Origin of the sequence: Agreia bicolorata, assembly GCF_000938265.1 — a bacterium.
GTDB lineage: Bacteria > Actinomycetota > Actinomycetes > Actinomycetales > Microbacteriaceae > Agreia > Agreia bicolorata.
This window is the reverse complement of the sequence record NZ_JYFC01000003.1, coordinates 241575-258189: the sequence shown is the minus strand read 5'-3', so window position 1 is coordinate 258189 and position 16615 is coordinate 241575. Positions and strand designations below refer to the sequence as shown.

The 16615-nt window shown below is 67.7% G+C and carries 19 protein-coding genes; 8 read left to right on the top strand and 11 right to left on the bottom strand.

Annotation, left to right across the window (positions count from 1 at the left end):
- Positions 1–12: 12 nt before the first annotated feature.
- From TZ00_RS08120 to TZ00_RS08110, 3 genes are read left to right on the top strand one after another with little or no spacing between them, the layout of a single operon-like run.
- The gene (locus tag TZ00_RS08120; RefSeq protein WP_174436065.1) at positions 13–216 is read left to right on the top strand and encodes a ribbon-helix-helix domain-containing protein; all 204 of its coding nucleotides are present in this window, start codon (positions 13–15) and stop codon (positions 214–216) included.
- Positions 213–590, top strand: coding sequence for a type II toxin-antitoxin system death-on-curing family toxin (locus tag TZ00_RS08115; RefSeq protein ID WP_044440749.1), 378 nt, complete (start codon positions 213–215; stop codon positions 588–590). The genes TZ00_RS08120 and TZ00_RS08115 overlap by 4 nt, the downstream gene beginning before the upstream one ends.
- 9 nt (positions 591–599) lie before the next feature.
- Positions 600–2552, top strand: a complete 1953-nt coding sequence (locus TZ00_RS08110) for a M13 family metallopeptidase (protein WP_044440747.1) — start codon at positions 600–602, stop codon at positions 2550–2552.
- Between the two features lie 8 nt (positions 2553–2560).
- On the opposite strand, the gene TZ00_RS08105 is transcribed toward TZ00_RS08110, so the two are convergent.
- From TZ00_RS08105 to TZ00_RS08090, 4 genes are all read right to left on the bottom strand, one after another.
- Positions 2561–3013, bottom strand: a complete 453-nt coding sequence (locus TZ00_RS08105) for a MarR family winged helix-turn-helix transcriptional regulator (protein ID WP_052521402.1) — start codon at positions 3011–3013, stop codon at positions 2561–2563.
- A complete protein-coding gene (locus TZ00_RS08100) occupies positions 3006–3359 on the bottom strand; it encodes a darcynin family protein (RefSeq protein ID WP_044440746.1) in 354 nt (117 codons plus the stop codon). The genes TZ00_RS08105 and TZ00_RS08100 overlap by 8 nt, the downstream gene beginning before the upstream one ends.
- A gap of 76 nt (positions 3360–3435) precedes the next feature.
- The gene (locus tag TZ00_RS18795) at positions 3436–4728 is read right to left on the bottom strand and encodes an HNH endonuclease signature motif containing protein (protein WP_052521401.1); all 1293 of its coding nucleotides are present in this window, start codon (positions 4726–4728) and stop codon (positions 3436–3438) included.
- A 106-nt stretch (positions 4729–4834) separates the two neighbouring features.
- Positions 4835–5953, bottom strand: a complete 1119-nt coding sequence (locus TZ00_RS08090) for a DUF308 domain-containing protein (protein WP_152631118.1) — start codon at positions 5951–5953, stop codon at positions 4835–4837.
- A 192-nt stretch (positions 5954–6145) separates the two neighbouring features.
- Between TZ00_RS08090 and TZ00_RS08085 the strand changes: the two genes are divergently transcribed.
- Positions 6146–7066: a serine hydrolase gene (locus TZ00_RS08085; protein WP_044440744.1), complete on the top strand. Its 921-nt coding sequence runs from the start codon at positions 6146–6148 to the stop codon at positions 7064–7066.
- Here TZ00_RS08085 and TZ00_RS08080 read toward each other — a convergent pair whose 3' ends face one another.
- Positions 7067–8074, bottom strand: a complete 1008-nt coding sequence (locus TZ00_RS08080) for a diacylglycerol/lipid kinase family protein (protein WP_238579623.1) — start codon at positions 8072–8074, stop codon at positions 7067–7069.
- Between the two features lie 40 nt (positions 8075–8114).
- Between TZ00_RS08080 and TZ00_RS08075 the strand changes: the two genes are divergently transcribed.
- Entirely contained in the window at positions 8115–8396 is a 282-nt protein-coding gene (locus TZ00_RS08075; protein ID WP_044440743.1) for a putative quinol monooxygenase, read from the top strand.
- A 37-nt stretch (positions 8397–8433) separates the two neighbouring features.
- On the opposite strand, the gene TZ00_RS08070 is transcribed toward TZ00_RS08075, so the two are convergent.
- Complete coding sequence (locus TZ00_RS08070) at positions 8434–9405, bottom strand: LysR family transcriptional regulator (protein ID WP_238579622.1); 972 nt, start codon at positions 9403–9405, stop codon at positions 8434–8436.
- Between the two features lie 81 nt (positions 9406–9486).
- Between TZ00_RS08070 and TZ00_RS08065 the strand changes: the two genes are divergently transcribed.
- On the top strand, positions 9487–10539 hold the full coding sequence (locus TZ00_RS08065; protein WP_044440742.1) for an aminotransferase class V-fold PLP-dependent enzyme: 1053 nt from the start codon (positions 9487–9489) through the stop codon (positions 10537–10539).
- A 98-nt stretch (positions 10540–10637) separates the two neighbouring features.
- Here the strand turns inward: TZ00_RS08065 and TZ00_RS08060 are convergent, their stop codons facing one another.
- The 5 genes from TZ00_RS08060 to TZ00_RS08040 form a co-directional block, all read right to left on the bottom strand.
- Complete coding sequence (locus TZ00_RS08060) at positions 10638–11141, bottom strand: VanZ family protein (RefSeq protein WP_152631117.1); 504 nt, start codon at positions 11139–11141, stop codon at positions 10638–10640.
- A complete protein-coding gene (locus tag TZ00_RS08055; protein WP_044440740.1) occupies positions 11138–11533 on the bottom strand; it encodes a PPOX class F420-dependent oxidoreductase in 396 nt (131 codons plus the stop codon). The genes TZ00_RS08060 and TZ00_RS08055 overlap by 4 nt, the downstream gene beginning before the upstream one ends.
- A 92-nt stretch (positions 11534–11625) precedes the next feature.
- Positions 11626–12042, bottom strand: coding sequence for an NUDIX hydrolase (locus TZ00_RS08050; RefSeq protein WP_044440738.1), 417 nt, complete (start codon positions 12040–12042; stop codon positions 11626–11628).
- A complete protein-coding gene (locus tag TZ00_RS08045; RefSeq protein WP_052521399.1) occupies positions 12035–12640 on the bottom strand; it encodes a GNAT family N-acetyltransferase in 606 nt (201 codons plus the stop codon). Before TZ00_RS08045 ends, TZ00_RS08050 begins: the two co-directional genes overlap by 8 nt.
- Entirely contained in the window at positions 12641–13972 is a 1332-nt protein-coding gene (locus TZ00_RS08040; RefSeq protein ID WP_044440736.1) for a glutamyl-tRNA reductase, read from the bottom strand.
- 71 nt (positions 13973–14043) lie between these two features.
- On the opposite strand from TZ00_RS08040, the gene hemE reads away from it, so the two are divergent.
- Positions 14044–15102, top strand: a complete 1059-nt coding sequence (gene hemE / locus TZ00_RS08035) for a uroporphyrinogen decarboxylase (RefSeq protein ID WP_044440734.1) — start codon at positions 14044–14046, stop codon at positions 15100–15102.
- Positions 15099–16598 (top strand): protoporphyrinogen/coproporphyrinogen oxidase, encoded by a 1500-nt coding sequence (locus TZ00_RS08030; protein ID WP_044440732.1) that lies wholly within the window; start codon positions 15099–15101, stop codon positions 16596–16598. The genes hemE and TZ00_RS08030 overlap by 4 nt, the downstream gene beginning before the upstream one ends.
- The last annotated feature ends 17 nt before the right edge of the window (positions 16599–16615 follow it).

Here is a 16615-nt window from a genome sequence, read left to right as displayed (position 1 = left end):
TACCGTAATTGCATGCCCATGACCCTCCGACTCTCAGACGACGAAGCCGACGCTCTCCGTCGGCGCGCGGCATTCGAGTCGCGCTCGATGCAAGACGTGGCGAAGCAGGCCGTACGCGAATACGTCGAGAATCACAGTCGACGCGATCTGCTCGAGAACGTGCTCGATGCAGAGCTGCCTCGTTACGCCGAGGCGCTCGAACGCCTCGGCAAGTGATCTATCTCCGCCTCGACGAACTGCTTTATGTTGCCGAGCGTGCGATCGGCCCCGACGTTCTGATTCGTGACCATGGCTTGCTCGAGTCGGCTCTGGCGCGTCCGCAGGCCAGTGCCTTCGGGCAGGACGCCTACCCGACGCTGCCACTCAAGGCTGCTGCCCTTGTGCACTCGCTCGCTAGAAATCATGGACTCGTTGATGGCAACAAACGCCTCAGCCTGTCTGCGCTGATCGCATTTCTCGGAATGAACGGGCGTCGGCTCACGTGGACGAACGACGAAGCCTACGAGTTGATCGTGGCCATCGCATCCGGCACCCTCGACGAAGTCAATGAAATCGCCGCGACAATCGAGCGTGGCAGCACCCATCGGTAGTCTGGAGGGATGACGACTTCCGGCATCGATCTGAACGAACTCGACCCCTCCATCCGCCCCCAGGACGACCTTTTCAGGTACGTCAACGGCAAGTGGATCGCCCGAACGGTCATCCCTGACGACCGCGCCCGCGACGGCTCGTTCTACCAGCTGCACGAAGAGGCCGAGAAGGCCGTGCGCGACATCATCATCGAGGCGCAGGGCGCGGAGCCCGGCACCGAGGAGCGCACCTTCGGCGACCTCTACGCGAGCTTCCTCGACGAGGAGCGCGTCGAAGAGCTGGGTACCACTCCGATCGAGGCGCAGCTCGCTGACGTCGCGCGTCTTTCGAGCGTGCGCGAGCTGCTCGAGACGGCCGCGCACCTCGAGCGGCAGGGCGTGGGCGGCTTCTTCCGTCTGTTCGTCGACAACGACCCGGGCAACCCCGAGCGCTACCTCGTGTTTCTCGAGCAGGGCGGCATTTCGCTGCCCGACGAGAGCTACTTCCGCGAAGAGAAGTTCGCCGACATCCGCACCGCCTACCTCGGTCACATCGAGCGGATGCTGGCGCTCGCGGGTCTCTCGGAGCCCGCGGCCCGCGCCCAGCGCGTCTTCGACCTCGAGACGGCGATCGCCGCCACGCACTGGGACAACGTGCGCACCCGCGATGCGCATGCCACATACAACCTCGTCAGCTGGAGCGACTTCACGGCGTCGGCCCCGTCTGTCGACCTCGAGCTGTGGCGCACCGCGCTCGGCGCGCCCGAGGGCGTCTTCGACGAGCTCGTCGTGCGTGAGCCGTCGTTCGTGTCGGGCATCGCCGAGCTGCTCACCGAAGACCGGCTCGATGCCTGGCGCGACTGGCTGTCGTGGCAGGTCGTGCATGGCGCTGCTGCCTATCTGCCGGCCGCATTCGTGAACGAGAACTTCGACTTCTACGGCCGCACCCTCACGGGAACGCCGACCATGCGTGCCCGCTGGAAGCGCGGCGTTTCTCTCGTCGAGGGCGCTATGGGCGAGGCTGTCGGACGCATCTACGTCGACCGCCACTTTCCGCCGACGGCCAAGGCGGCCATGGATGTGCTGGTCGCCAATCTCATCGAGGCGTATCGGGCATCCATCACCGACCTCGAGTGGATGACGCCCGCCACGCGCGAGCGGGCACTCGACAAGCTCGACAAGTTCACGCCCAAGATCGGCTTCCCGGTGAAATGGAGGGACTACTCCAGTCTCGTCATCGACGCCGGCGACCTCGCTGGCAATATCAGGGCGACCAGCGAGTTCGAGTTCCAGCGCGAGCTGGGCAAGATCGGCAAGCCGCTCGACCGCGACGAGTGGTTCATGACGCCGCAGACCATCAACGCCTATTACAACCCCGGCTTCAACGAGATCGTCTTTCCGGCCGCCATCCTGCAGTACCCGTTCTTCGACGAGAGCCGGGATGCCGCGGCGAACTATGGCGCGATCGGCGCGGTCATCGGCCACGAGATCGGGCACGGATTCGACGACCAGGGCTCGCGCTTCGACGGCGACGGCCGCCTCACCGACTGGTGGACGGAGGCCGACCGCGAGGCGTTCGAGAAGCGCACTTCGTCGCTCATCGATCAGTACAACGCACTCGCTCCCGCGCAGGTTCCCGACCAGCACGTGAACGGCGCGCTGACGATCGGCGAGAACATCGGCGATCTGGGCGGCCTGAGCATCGCGTGGGACGCGTACCTTCTTTCGCTCGACGGCCAGGAGCCGCCGGTGATCGACGGGCTTACCGGCGTGCAGCGCTTCTTCTTGTCGTGGGCGCAGGCCTGGCAGCAGAAGTCGCGCGATGAGGAGGTCATTCGTCTGCTCTCGATCGACCCGCACTCGCCCAACGAGTTCCGCTGCAACCAGATCGTGCGCAACATCGATGAGTTCTATGGCGCATTCGACGTGACCGAGTCGGATGCTCTCTGGCTGGCTCCCGAGGAGCGCGTCACGATCTGGTAGGTCTGCACTCAGGCGTCGAGAGCACTGAGCAGGCGTGGCAGCAGGCGGGCTAGGGCCTCACGGTCGGATAGGCTCCAGTCCGCCAAGGCTTGCTCCAACATGTCGTCGGCGTTGTCGGAGATTCGGTCTGCTGTGGCGACTCCTCGCGGTGTGAGGGCCAGCAGCGAGTTGCGCCGGTCGTTGTTGTCGGTCCGCTGATCCACAAGACCGGCCGCGATGAGAGAGGCGAGCTGTCGACTCGCCGTCGTGCGGTCGACCCCGGCCCGCTCGGCGATGTCGGTCGATCGGGCTTCTCCGGAAGCAAGTGTTGTCAGAATCGGGTAGGTTCCGTCGCGCACGGGAACCTCAACGCCGGACTGCAGTCGTTCGTAGATTCGCGAACGGAACCTGCGGAGGAGCATCTGTGACAGGGGTGCGCGCACGGCGCCGACGGTCTCGGCGAGGTTGGCGTCGTCAGGCATGGTGCAACGCCGCCTCGGCTTCGTAGTCGGCGTAGCCGTCTTCGATTCCGGGCACGATGCTGACGAGCTCGAAGTAGGGTTCGGCGAACAGGCTGCTGTCGCGGAGGCGTTCCCAGAGGTGGTTCCAGTTTCGTAGATCGGTCGTCTCGACGAGCATGACGTCGCTGCACAGGGCGGTCAGGCTCTCGGCGTCGATCCAGCGGATTCGGCACTCGGGGTGCGCGGCCATTGCTGGCTCTACTTCTGTCGCGATGACGTCGGCGCGCGCTGTGCGGCTCAGCCTGAGCCATGAGGGCAGGGCTGTGAGAGACACGATGACGACGTAGTTCAGAGATCTGTTGGACATGTGTGTAATCTACACGCAGTTGCTGAAGGTGTGCGAGATGTTCTGCGACCGGCCGGGTTCTGGCGTCGGCCCGTTTCTAGAACGGCGGGGGATCGTCGTCGCCGGGTGGATGCTGATCGACAATGTCGGCAGGTGCCGGCCGCATTCGCACCGGTGGCGATGTTCGTGTGACGTGACCGAGAGGTGAGGTCCATTCGAGAACGTGGTCGGCGAGCTGCTTCACCGACCAGCTCGTATGGTGCTTGACTCGGTGATGCGTCGGGCAGAGTGGCGCCAGGTTGAGAATGTAGGTCTCGCCACCCAGCCCGTGATCGTGGGTGTGGTCTGTATCGCTGTCGCCCGCCGGCCGCGTGCACTGCGGAAAACGGCAGCTGCGGTGCAGTAACTTGACGAAGTCGTGGAGCACTGCGCCCGGCCGATAGCGCTTCTGGCCCTCGGCGAGAAGGCTGCCGGTCACCGGGTCGGTGAGCACTCGAAGAAAGCTCGGAGCGGAGGCGACGAGGTGCTCTGCCGTGTGCTCGTCGATCGGGCCGTAGCCTTCGAGCGTGGCGGGCTCGGTGTCGTGGCCGAGCAGGTTGAGCGCGGGCACGGTGACTGCGACCTTCGGCCGGATGCCTGCGGCAACTCCTGGAATGGAACTGCTGCCGCCGAGGATGAGATCGCTGATCGCATCGGCGCGAAGCTGCGTGAGGGTGCGCGGGTCGCCGGCGTTGCGCGCCGAGTTGGCGATGCTGTTGGCCATGCCCTCGATAGCCACGGCCTCGACGGCGGGCAGGTAGTGCGTGAGATAGGCCATGCCGTCGGGCGCGTTATCTCGCGCGAAGTAGCGTGACGCCGCGGCTCTCTCGAAGCGCTCGACCGCCGTTTCGTGTTGCACCTCTTCGGTGAGGCGCCTCGCAAGATTCTCGAGTTGCACGACGGTGAGATCACCGGCGTCGTGGAGCATGCGCTGTTCGAACTCTGCCTGCGCCTCCGCGGGAAGCGCGGCACCGAAGCGCACGATGATGTGAGCGTGCCTATAGCTGAACTGCCCGTTCGACAGCGCAGCCAGCGTCGTGGTGAACGACTTGGCCAGACCCTCGCCCGTGCTCATGAGTCGACGAGCCTCGTTCTCGGTGACTCGCAGCTCGACGGCCAGCTCGGTGGCAAGTTGCCGCTCGGCGACCTGCGTGCGAGACCACTTGGGGCCGCCCGTCGATTGATCGTCGGGCGAGAGTTCGAGAGCGAGTTGCCGAGCACGATGGATGCGTTCGGCTCGGCGGGCGTGGATGCGCGCCACTTCTCGGTCGGCCTCGACGATGGCGTCGACCTCGGCGCGCAGCGACTCGAGTGCAGCCGAGTGGCGCGAAGCCTGAGTCGTCGAGATCATGACTGAATTCAATCAGCAGCCACCGACATCCACTCTTGGGGCCAACCGGTCGCTGACCAGCTCTTCAGGGCAGAAGAAGAGCCGGCCCAAACGGCACGAGGGGAAGCTACCCGACCTTCATCTCGCAGACGTTGTCGGCGAGATAGTTGCGGAGCAGAAGCGAGCCAGTTTCTGCACCCGAGGTGGGAACGTAGACGGCAATGTTTCCGGTGACGGACTCGCCGGGCATGAGGTCGGGAGCAAAGATCAACTGTGGCTCTGGCGGCACGGCGATGTCCGCAGACGACGCGATATCGTCTGCGACCCCCGAGAAGATGGCGCGGGTCGCGCCTGCCGGAAACTCATCGGCGCCCAGCTGCTTGATCGTCAGGGAGAAGATCGCGTACTGATACCCGTCGGGCGGGGTGTCATTGAACGAGTACGCGTTAAGCATCTCGTCTGTGGCATTGAGCTTGACGTCGCTGATAGTGACCTCGGCCTGATTCTCGTCGTCGTAGGTGAAGATTCCTGCCTTGCCGAATCCGATCGCTGTTCCGGCGGCGCAGACCGTGGCGCCCGCTGAGGGCGTGGGGTCTCCAGGAACCGCCGTCGGATCGCCGGGGTACGACTCGTCATCGGGCGAATCCGTCTCGGACGGATCGCTGTACGGCTTCGACGTCGACGGGTTGTCGTCGTAGTCGGGAGCCGAATCGATCGCCGACACGAACGAGACCGTGTAGATCACGATGAGGACCACGCTCAGAATGAAGGCGACCGCCGACACGATCGTGCCGGTGAGCGACAGCGCACGGGAGCCGAACTTGCGGAAGAGTGCGATGAGGCCGAGCACCAGGCCGCCGATCGCACCGAAGACCGTCACGACGTTGAGGAATGGCACCCAGCAGACGAGCAGGGCCAGGCCACCGAGGATGAGACTGACGATGCCCATCCAACCGCCTCTGCTCGGCGGAATCTGGCCGGGTGCGTAGGGATTCGTGTACGGCAGTTGGCCGGAGGGTGGTGCGCCGGCGGGCGTCGGCCTCGGCCCGTAGACCGGGGGTGGGGCTGAAGAGCTTGTGGATGCCGGGGTTCCGTAGACCGATGGCGCGCCGTAAGTCGGCGCTGGCGGAACTGGTGGAGCCGGCGGCGCAGAGGGAAACGGAGGCATGCTCGGCGCAGGCTCGCCGGGCGTCGCGGGGGTCTTCTCGGTGGAGTCGGGGTCGGAGGGCTCACGGGGATCGGACATGGATCGATTCTCTCAGAGCCCTCCCACCGAGATCGAGGCGTGCGCTCTCACTACAGACAGCTGACTCGATGGCCGATCACAGGTGAATGTGGCACGATACCCGTTATCCCTCACGCGAGATTCGCTCGATCCGAAGACGAGATTCGAGCCATCCGAGCGTGCGGAGAGTGTTTCGGGAGATGTGGGGACGGTATGGCGGAGTCCACCAGGCGACGCAACAGGCGGGGCGACACTCCGGATGCGCCCACGGCCCGGCGCGCGCGATCAGGGGCTAGCACCGCAGGAGACGACACCTTTCGCAGAGGGTTCGCCAGTCTCACTCAGCTTGCCCTCTCCGGGGTTCAGATCACGGCCTGCGTCATCGACGTGAAGACCGATCGGCTGCTGTTCTCTGTCGACGATCACCTCTCCGTTCCCACGGCGTCGATCGGCAAGGTTCTCTTGCTCATCGAGATCGCGGCCCGGCTGAGCGCCGGCGACAAGTCGGCCCACGGCATCCTGAATCGCACGGCCCAGGATTCGGTGGCCGATTCGGGTCTGTGGCAGCACCTGCAGGTGCCGGCGCTTCCGGTCGGCGACGTCGCGGCGCTCGTCGGCGCGACCAGCGACAACCTGGCGACCAACGTGCTCATCCGCCGAGTCGGTCTCGACGCCGTGCGAGCACGCGGCGAATCGCTCGGCCTCACCCGCACCTTTCTGCTCGACACTGTGCGCGACTACCGCGGTCCGGATGACGCGCCCCAGCTCTCCGTCGGATCGGCACGCGAGCTGGCAACGCTGTTCGCAGGCCTCTCGCGCGGCGAGGTCGTGAACGTCGCCACGAGCCAGCAGGTCATGGAATGGCTCGCCCTCGGCTCCGATCTGTCGATGGTCGCCAGTGCTTTCGGCCTCGACCCCCTGGCGCACCGCACGAGCGATCACGGCCTGCTGCTCACGAACAAGACGGGCACCGACGTAGGCGTGCGCAGCGAGGCCGGCGTTCTGCGCGGGCCCAGCGGCTCGGTGGCCTATGCGGTGACGATGCGTTTCAACGACGCCGATCTCACGGGCCGCCTCGCCGTGCTCGAGGGCATGCGCACCCTCGGAACCGACATTCTGGAGTACGTCTTCTAGTCAGTCACGCTCGGTCGCACCGGCCGCGCGAGGCACCCTGACGACGAGTCCGTGGTGCCGCACCGAGAGCGACGCTGCCATGACAGGGCCGTGGGTGTCGCCATCGAGCTGGATCTCCTGGGCATCGGAAAAACGCACGCGCATCTCCGACGCCTGGGCCCAGCGGATCGCGCGCGGTTTGGGGGTGAGGCTGGCGACCAGGCGGCCGAACCGCGTGCGGTGCAGCATCCGGTTGAAGGCGAGACGATAGCCGATGTTGGTCCAGCCCGAACCACGTCCCGGGCGGAAGATCACGGCGTCGAGGCGCCCGTCGTCGATGACCGCTGCCGGCAGCAGCAGAAGGCCGCCCGTCAGCATGCCCGAGTTGCCGACGATCACGGTGTGCGCACGCGTTGCGACCTCTGCGCGGTCGTCGAGGCGGTAGCTGAGGTCGAACTGCCTGTTGCCGAAGATGCTGCGCGCGATCGGGTCTGAGTACGCCAGCCAGCCGATGCGCTTCTTCAGGCGCTCGTTGGTGTGTCCGGCCATGTGGGCGTCGAGGCCGATGCCGGCCATCACGAGGAACGCATGCTGGGACTCGCGCCCATCCTCTCGTTCGAGAATCGCGAGACCCGCGTCGACCGGGCGGTCGACCCCGCGAAACGCCGTGGCAATGGATGCCGTCAGGTCGTTCAGGGGCAGGTGCAGCTCGCGGGCGAACAGATTTCCCGTTCCCGACGGCACCAGCCCGAGCGGGATGCCGCTGCCGATCAGCGCCTCCGCTGCGGCCCGGAGCGTTCCGTCTCCTCCGGCCACGACGATGAGGTCTGGCGCAGACCGCACTGCATCCTCCGCTGCCGACCTGCCGTCGTCGGCGGCGCTCGTCTCGAACCACTCCGAGGCGGACCAGCCTGAGCGGGCCTCCTCGGCGGCGACGGCGGCGCGCAGTGTCTCGACCGAGACCTTCGCAGGATTGACGACGACGGCGGCCCTCCGGCGGGGCGGCGTCACAGCAGAATCTCCGGTCACGCCAGCCAAGAATAGTGCCGTCGTGTGCCACGCTCGATCCATGAGTTCTGTGCGTCTGACCGGTCAGCTCGTCTGTGAGACGATCGAGCAGGTTCGCGTGGTCGAAGAGAACCTGCCCCTGCACACCGAGCTCAGCCGAGCGGAGCGGGGCTGCATCTCGTTCGAGGTTGCGCGCACGCACGACCCGTTGGTGTGGCAAGTCGACGAGCTGTTTCAGGATGCGGAGTCGTTCGCGGCGCACCAGCGGCGCGTCGCCGACAGCGAGTGGGGCCGCGCGACGGCGGGCATCGAGCGCCGCTACCAGGTCGACGGGCTCCGCTGATCGAGTAGCGAGCGCTACTCGATCGGCGCAGGAGTGGTCAGCGCGACTGCGTCTCGAGGCCCCAGGCGGCGGCATCCAATGACTGGATGGCAGCGATGGTAGCGCCGATCGCGGGCACGGCCGCCGAGCCCTGCGCTGTCACCAGATGCACGGTGCGGTAGTCGGCGGCGGTCGGCGGCCTCGTCGTCACCCCGGCTGGCAGAGGCGTCGTCGCGAGGGCGAGCGAGGGCATCAGCGCGACGCCAAGTCCCGCCGCGACCATGGCCAGCACGGCCTGCACGTTGTCGGTCTCGTAGCCGAGGGCGGGGGTGAATCCGGATGCCTCGCACAGCTCGACGAGGTGCCCGCGGCACCGCGGGCAGCCGGCAATCCACCCCGAGTCGGCGAGACTCGCCAGCTCGATCGCGCCGTCGCCCAGGCCCGGCGCATCCGGAACCACGAGCAGCATCTGCTCGCGCCACAGCGGCAGGGTGACGAGGCCCGACGCGCTCGCGCGGTGCGGATCGTCGGGGTCGCCCGGGTAGCTGAAGGTGAGGGCGATGTCGGCGGCGTGATCGCGCACCGCCTGAACGGCCTCGGGCGGTTCGGCTTCGAGATAGCTGAAGCGCACTCCCGGATGCCGTCCGGTGATGTCGCCGAGCAGTCTCGGCACAACGGTCGATGAAGCCGACGGGAAGGCCGCGATGCGCACCAGTCCGGAGCGCAGGCCTGCCAGATCGGCGAGCTCGTCGGCGGCCGAGTCGATGGCGCGCAGCACCGTGGCGGCGTGCCGGGCGAGCACCTCTCCGGCCTCGGTGAGTTCGACCCCGCGGGCGACCCGAGTGAGCACGGGCATGCCCAGCTTGTCTTCGAGGCGCTTGATGCTCTGGCTGATCGCGGGCTGGCTGTAGCCGAGCGATGCGGCCGCGGCGGTGATCGATCCGCGGTCGGCGATCGCCCTGATCACGCGCAGGGTCTGGGAGTCGAGGTCAGTGGCGACGGTCGACCGGGAGGCGGGCACGAAGGTCACGACGTAAGCATAACCATCTCTTATGTCAGGGATGATCAAGCTGCCGTTGTTGAATGGCTGGCGAGCGATCAGTCTGGATGCATGACAACACTCGCCGAGGCTCGTGCCCAGTTCACAGGGGGCCGGCGCTATCTCGGCGCGTGCTCGCTCGGTCTGGCGGGCACGGCAACGCTCGAGGCGATGCAGGCCGACCAGGCCGACTGGGCTGCCGGGCTCTGCTCACCCGCCAAATATGACGCGACGATCGATCGCACCCGCGCATCCTTCGCCCGCATGATGAACGTCGATACGAGCCGGGTTGCCATCGGATCGCAGACCTCCGCCATGGTCAGCGTGTTGGCCGCCGCGGTGCCCGACGGGGCCGAAGTGCTCTGCGTCGACGGTGACTTCAGCTCGATGGTGTTCCCGTTCGTGGTGGCCCAGAGCCGGGGTGTCGTGGTGCGGTACGTCGCGCTCGAGGCGCTCGCGGCATCCATCACCCCGGCCACCCACCTCGTGGCCTTCTCGCTCGTGCAGTCGGCGTCGGGCAAGGTCGCCGACGTCGATGCCATCGTGACGGCGGCGCGCGCGAACGGTGCGCTCACCGTGTGCGACACCACGCAGGCGGCGGGCGCGATGCCCGTCGACGCATCGCTCTTCGATGCCACCGTGTGCCACGCCTACAAGTGGCTGTGCGCCCCGCGCGGAGCCGCCTTCATGAGCTTGAGCGAGGACTACCAGCAGACGCTTTCGCCTATCCAGGCCAACTGGTATGCCGGCGAAGACATCTGGGGGTCGTGCTACGGCCCCACCATGAACCTCGCCGCCGACGCCCGAAGCTTCGACGTGTCGCCCGCTTGGCCGGTGTGGGTGGGCGCTGAACCCGCCATCGAGCTCTTCGCCTCGCTCGACCTCGCGGAGGTGCACGCGCACAACGTCGCGCTGGGCGATGCGCTGTGCGACGGACTCGGCGTTCCGCGGCGCGGTCAGGCGATCGTCACGTGGCCGGATGCCGATGGCCGGCACCTCAAGGCGTTGATCGCCGCCGGCATCGTGGCTTCGGGCCGGGCCGGATGCGCGCGAGTCGCGTTCCACCTGTGGAACGACGAACGCGACGTGGAAGCAGTGCTCGACGCGCTCGCCGTCGCCCCGTGAGCCCCGCCCTCGCCCCCTGAGCCTGTCGAAGGGCATCCATCCGTCGCCTAACGCTCGTAAATCACCCGATAAGAGCGTCAACTGACGGATGGATTGCGCTAACTGTCGACTCGGCCCCTGATGTGCACGATCGCCGCGCCCAGGGCCCACCCCAGCACCGTGCCCGTTGTGTTCGTGAGCAGGTCGTTGACGTCGGCGGTGCGCCCGAGCTGGGCGAGGTACTGACTCAGCTCGATGCCAACAGACAGCAGCAGGCCGATGAGCAGCGTGACAGGAAAGCGCATGCCCGCTGCCACGAGCAGCAACCCGAGCGGAACGAAGACCCCCACGTTGAGCACCGCATCGACGACCGCGCCGGGGCCTTGGAACGACAGCGGCACGAGGTTGAGCAGCGTGCCCTTTCCTGCGCTCGGTCGCATCGTCATGAAGAGCAGTCCAGCCAGCCATGCGGTGAGGAAAACGGCGATGGCGATACGGTCGGGTCGTGCGCTGCGCTCGCGGCCGCGCTCGCGCATGGCACGTCGCACCGTCAGCACGATTCCCGCGACACCTGTCACGGCGAGCAGCGCCGCGTAGGCGAGCTCGAAAGAGAAGCCGCTCACGCGGTGATGCGCAGGCACACGCGCTTCTTCTTGCCTTTTTTGCCGAGGCGTTCGATGAGCATGAAGACGCGGTATTCGAATCGGTACTTGGCCAAGAAGATGCGTTCCTGGCTGGCGCGGGCCTCGTCGGTGTCGACGATCTCGGCTCGGGCGGCGACGGTCGGTGCGTCGTAGGCAACCTTGCCCATGCGGTCGGATGGGCGCAGCTCGACGCGGTCGTTGTTGCGCAGCCGCTTCACCTTGCCGGTTCCGTCAGGAGTCGTGACGATCAGGGCGTCGCCGTCGCGGGCGATCCACACCGGCGTCGGCACGCCTTCGCCGGTCTTGCGAAAGGTGGTGAGCGATACGAAACGCTCGTCGGCGATCGAGGCGAGCGCGGCATCCAGAGTCATTGGGCAACCCTAACCGCCCCAACTGTTACCGGGGCGGACAGCCGGTGCCTGTACACCGGGCACTACAGTCCGCGCGGGGACCTGCTGCGGGGCTAGTCGATCAGGTCGAGGGCGGCCAGGCGGGCCAGGGTTTCGCGGCCGGCCGGAGGGCAACGGTCGGCGTCGGCCGTGGTCACCCAGTGCACCGCGTCGACCTCGGCGGATGCGATGGGTTCGTCATTCGTGGACCCGGCGAACACCCGCATCTCGACGAGCCGACCATCCGGTTCGCCGTGTGCCTGCACCGTCACGGTGAAGAGCTCGGCCACAGACGTGGGATCGAGGTCGACCGAGATCTCTTCGCGTGCCTCGCGGATGACTGCATCGAAGGCCGTCTCGCCGGCGTCGATCTTGCCGCCCGGCATATAGATGACCTCGCGGCCGCGCGCCGTGACCATAAGAACGCGCCGATCACGCACGAGTGCCACCGCCGCCACGAGGATCATGGGCAGCTTCGCCAGCTCAGCCATCAAGCGCGTTTCGGGCGTTCCACTCCACGTCGAGGATCGCGTAGACGGCGAGGTCGCCCCACTCGCCCTTGAAGATCTCGCTGTGCACGAAGTGCGCCTCGAGGCGCATGCCGAGGCGGGTGCACAACGAAGACGACGCCGTGTTGCGCGGGTCGAGCTCGGCGATGACCCGGTGGGAGTGGAGATCGTCGAAGGCCAGGGTCAGCACTCGGGATGCGGCCTCCGCCGCGTAGCCCTTGCCTTGGTATTCCGGGTTCAGTACCCAGCCGATCGTGGCTTGGCGGTGTTCGACGCTCGAGAGCACAAGAGTCATGTCGCCGATGATGCGCGGGCGCTCGGCCGGGTCGTCCGGCGATGGCGGCAGCTCCATGCCCAGAACGATCACGTCGCCGTCCGAGGCCAGTGTGGTGTTGAGCCTGCGTGCCAGGTGCTCGGCCACCTCGTCGCGGTTGCGCTTCGGCCACGGCAGAAAGCGGATCACGTCGTCGCGCCCCGCATAGGCGAAGACGTCGTCGAGGTCGTCAGCGGTGAGCGTGCGCAGCAGGAGGCGCTCGGTGCGGAGCGGTTCCGTCACTCGCAGCAAGACCTCGTCGCTCACTCAGGCTCCGGGTGCGCTGTGCGTGAGGGGCAGGGTCGATGCGACGATCGCCTCGACGGAGTTGGAGTCGGCTGCTGCGGCGGGGGAGGCCTGCAGTCCGAACAACGCCTCGACAGCGGCGAACACCGTCTCGGTTCCGCCCGTACGTGCGAGTTCTCGGGCTCTCACCGACGGCGTGTGCAGGATCACGCCGACCAGGTGCCGCAGCGCCCGCTCGGTCTCGTCGGACGAGTCGCCGCGCGAGCGTGCCCGCGCGATCTCGGCGTCGAGCAGGTCGAAGAGGTGCGAGCGCAGAGCGACGACGGCCGGGGCGACCTCGGCTTCGGCACGGGATGCGCGGTACTCGGCCGCGGCCTCGCCGACAAGCGCGCGGGCGTGCGACTCGGCGTTCAGCTCTTCGAGGGGAGCGTGCAGACTGACGGTCTCGAGATCGAGCAGTTCGGTGCCCGCGACCGTGGCGACCGCCGGATCGACGTTGCGCGGCAGGCCGAGGTCGATCACGAGGCGGCGCTCCACGGCACCTGCGATGTCAGCCGCCGCGACGAGCTGCTCGGCGGTGAGAACGACGGTGGGCGCTGTGCTGCAGGTGACGATCACGTCGGATGCCGCAATGGCCTCGACCAGCTCGGCCTTCGCGACGGCCTGCAGCTGGTGCGAGGCGGCGAAGTTCGCGGCGCGGCCCGAGGGCGAGTAGACCCGCACGTTGGTGACGCCGCGGTCGCGGAGGGCGGCCAGGCTGGCGCGGGCGTAGCGCCCCGTGCCCACGAGGAGAACGGTGGTGCCAGCCCAGTCGGTGACGCGGCTCTCGGCCAGGTCGAGGGCGAGGCGTACGAGGCTGCGGCCTGCTCCGCCGAGACCCGTCTTCGTCTTGACTCCGCGCGAGGTCTTCGATGCGCGCTGGAACAGCCGCTCGAGGTCGCTCGAGGTGGTGTGCTCGATACGGGCGGTGGTGAGAGCGCGGCGGACCTGGCCGGCGATCTCGTCTTCGCCGATGGCCACAGACTCGAGCCCGCTCGACACCGAGAACAGGTGTTCGGCCACGGTGTCTCCGCAGAGAACGGTGAGAGTGCTGCGCACGTCGTCGACATCGACCACGGATGCCTCGGCCAGCACCTCGATGGCCTGCTCGGCTGCCAGCGCGGCGGCGGCTGTGAGCGGTTCGTCGACGTCGAGGTAGGCCTCGAAACGGTTGCACGTGGCCAGAACGACGGCGCCCTGAATGAAGTCGCTTTCGGTGACAAGCGAGGTGGCGAGGGAGGGTGCGCCGATCGACAGCTTCTCGAGAAGATCGAAGCTGGCGTTGCGATGGTTCGCAGTCAGGCAGAGCAGCACCAGACAAGTCTACGTCCCGTAGAAGTCCGCTCAGGTAGCGCAGCTAAAATCGCCCGGTGACTTCGACAACCGTGCCCACCCTGCCCGCCGAGCATCCTCTGGTCGATGGGCGCACGGCATCCAGCGCTCTCGTCACCACCTACCGGGGCCAACGCGGCGACGTGACCCCCGTGTGGTTCATGCGGCAGGCCGGCCGCTCGCTGCCCGAGTACCGCGAGCTGCGCGTGGGCACGCAGATGCTCGACGCGTGCCTCGACCCCGAGCTCTCGAGCGAGATCACCCTGCAGCCGGTTCGTCGGCACGGCGTCGACGCGGGCATCTTCTTCAGCGACATCGTCATTCCCCTCAAGCTGGCCGGCGTCGATGTCGACATCGTTCCGGGCCGCGGGCCTGTTCTCGGCAAGCCTGTACGCACCGCCGCCGACGTGGCCGCGCTGCCCGCGCTCGACCCCTCCGCCCTCGCGCCCGTCGCGGCAGGCGTCGCCCGCACTGTCGCCCAGCTCGGCACCACCCCGCTCATCGGATTCGCCGGCGCCCCCTTCACGCTCGCCGCATACCTCGTCGAGGGTGGCCCGTCGAAAGACCACCTGATGGCTCGCACCCTGATGCACGCCGATCCGGATGCCTGGGCCGGCCTGCTCGATTGGGCCGCCACGGTCACGGGCCAGTTCTTGCGCGCCCAGGTGCTCGCGGGCGCCTCGGCGGCGCAGCTGTTCGACTCGTGGGTGGGATCGTTGTCGCTCGCCGACTACACGGCTCACGTGCAGCGGCACTCGGCGAAGGCGCTCTCCGCCGTGGCCGACCTCGGTGTTCCCACGGTGCATTTCGGTGTAGGCAGCGGTGAGGTGCTCTCAGCCATGCGCGACATCGGCGCCGACGTCATGGGAGTCGACTGGCGCATCCCTCTGGCCGAGGCAAGTCGTCGTCTCGGCGGGGGAGTTCCGTTGCAGGGCAATGTCGACCCCGCGCTGCTGGCTGCGCCGTGGCCTGTTCTCGAGAGGCATGTGCTCGACGTTCTCGAGAGCGGAAAAGCCGCTCCCGCCCACGTTCTCAACCTGGGCCACGGGGTTCCGCCCGAGACCGACCCCGACGTACTCACCCGCATCGTCGAACTTGTGCACTCACGATGACTGCCTCGTTCAATAGCGACGAGCACACCCCCGATTCGGTAGAAGACTCCGTCGACTTTGACGTCGTCGTCATCGGGGCAGGCGTTGCCGGGCTTGTCTCCGCCAGAGAGTGCGTCCGCAAGGGACTTCGGGTCGTCGTGATCGACGCGGCCGAGACGCCGGGCGGTTTCGTCGCCACGCACGAGGTCGGCGGCATCCGGCTCGACAGCGGGGCCGAGAGCTTCGCGGTGCGCGGCGGCGAGAAGGGCAAGCCTGGACCGGTGGCCGCGCTGATCGCCGATCTCGGCCTGGGCGACGACATCGTCACTCCGAACCCGCGCGGCGCCTGGGTTCAGCTGCCAGACGGCGCGGCTCCGCTGCCGAAGCTGAGCCTCCTCGGAATCCCCGGAGCTCCGCTCGCCGACGACGTGCGCCGCATCCTCGGCTGGAAGGGCGCGTTGCGGGCACAGCTCGACCGGTACATTCCCCTCCTGCGCGTGCGACCCGAGACAGATCTTGGCGGCATCGTTCGCCGCCGCATGGGCAAGGCAGTGCTTGACCGCCTGGTGACACCGATCGTCGCTGGAGTCCACTCGGCCTCGCCCACCGTCATCGACGTGCACGCCGTCGCCCCCGGGCTCACGAAGGCCATGACCAGCCAGGGCTCGCTCTCAGGAGCGGTGCTCGCTCTGCTCGAGGAGCGCGGCACGAAGGTGAAGGCCGGATCGGCGGTGGGCGGTATCGACGGCGGAATGTTCCGGCTGGTCGAGGCACTGGTCGCCGACTGCACGAAGTTCGGCGTCGAGTTCCGGATGTCCACCGCTGTGCGGGGCACGGGCCCGCTCCCTGAGTCGACCGGCGGCCGCTGGGTCACCACCACCGCAGCCGTCGACGACGAGTCCGATCCTGTCGAGATCACGTCGCGAGCTGTCGTCGTGGCCACCTCGTTCCGCACAGGGCTCGCACTGCTCGGCGGGCTGGGCATCGACACGGGAGCCCCCGAGGCATGGCCCGAGCCCGCCTCGGTCGAGCTCGCCACCCTCGTGGTTGACGACGCCAGACTCGACGCCGCCCCGCGCGGAACGGGAGTGCTCGTGGCCACCGGGGTGCCCGGCATCCAGGCCAAGGCGCTGACCCACGCGACGGCCAAGTGGAACTGGCTGGCCGAGGCCGCCGGCCCCGGCCGCCACGTACTGCGCCTCTCCTACGACCTCGACGGCGTCGCCCCGCCGCCGACCCAGGCCCAGGCAATGTCGGATGCCTCGGCGCTGCTGGGTCTCACGCTCGACGCCTCGTCGGTGCGCGGCTTCGACCTCACTCGCTGGAACGACTCCCTCGCCTTCGCCACGGTCGGCCACCGCGCCCGAGTCGAGGCGTTGCGCTCGCAGGCGGATGCCGTGCCCGGGCTTCTGGTCGTCGGTGCCTGGATGGCGGGCACCGGTCTGGCCGCGACGGTCGCGCAGTCGCGAACCGCGGCATCCGATTTCGCCTACGAGCTGCGCACAGCCGCGCTCTGACCGAGCGGCCGAGCCGG

Excerpts from the sequence above, each read along its gene's own strand:
- TZ00_RS08075 (WP_044440743.1), top strand. The coding sequence starts at position 8,115 with ATGAGTTCTGTGCGTCTGACCGGTCAGCTCGTCTGTGAGACGATCGAG.
- TZ00_RS08085 (WP_044440744.1), top strand. The coding sequence starts at position 6,146 with ATGGCGGAGTCCACCAGGCGACGCAACAGGCGGGGCGACACTCCGGAT.
- TZ00_RS08050 (WP_044440738.1), bottom strand. The coding sequence starts at position 12,042 with ATGGCTGAGCTGGCGAAGCTGCCCATGATCCTCGTGGCGGCGGTGGCA.
- TZ00_RS08120 (WP_174436065.1), top strand. The coding sequence starts at position 13 with ATGCCCATGACCCTCCGACTCTCAGACGACGAAGCCGACGCTCTCCGT.
- TZ00_RS08105 (WP_052521402.1), bottom strand. The coding sequence starts at position 3,013 with ATGCCTGACGACGCCAACCTCGCCGAGACCGTCGGCGCCGTGCGCGCA.
- TZ00_RS08030 (WP_044440732.1), top strand. The coding sequence starts at position 15,099 with ATGACTGCCTCGTTCAATAGCGACGAGCACACCCCCGATTCGGTAGAA.
- TZ00_RS08065 (WP_044440742.1), top strand. The coding sequence starts at position 9,487 with ATGACAACACTCGCCGAGGCTCGTGCCCAGTTCACAGGGGGCCGGCGC.
- TZ00_RS18795 (WP_052521401.1), bottom strand. The coding sequence starts at position 4,728 with ATGATCTCGACGACTCAGGCTTCGCGCCACTCGGCTGCACTCGAGTCG.
- TZ00_RS08110 (WP_044440747.1), top strand. The coding sequence starts at position 600 with ATGACGACTTCCGGCATCGATCTGAACGAACTCGACCCCTCCATCCGC.
- TZ00_RS08090 (WP_152631118.1), bottom strand. The coding sequence starts at position 5,953 with ATGTCCGATCCCCGTGAGCCCTCCGACCCCGACTCCACCGAGAAGACC.
- TZ00_RS08055 (WP_044440740.1), bottom strand. The coding sequence starts at position 11,533 with ATGACTCTGGATGCCGCGCTCGCCTCGATCGCCGACGAGCGTTTCGTA.
- TZ00_RS08100 (WP_044440746.1), bottom strand. The coding sequence starts at position 3,359 with ATGTCCAACAGATCTCTGAACTACGTCGTCATCGTGTCTCTCACAGCC.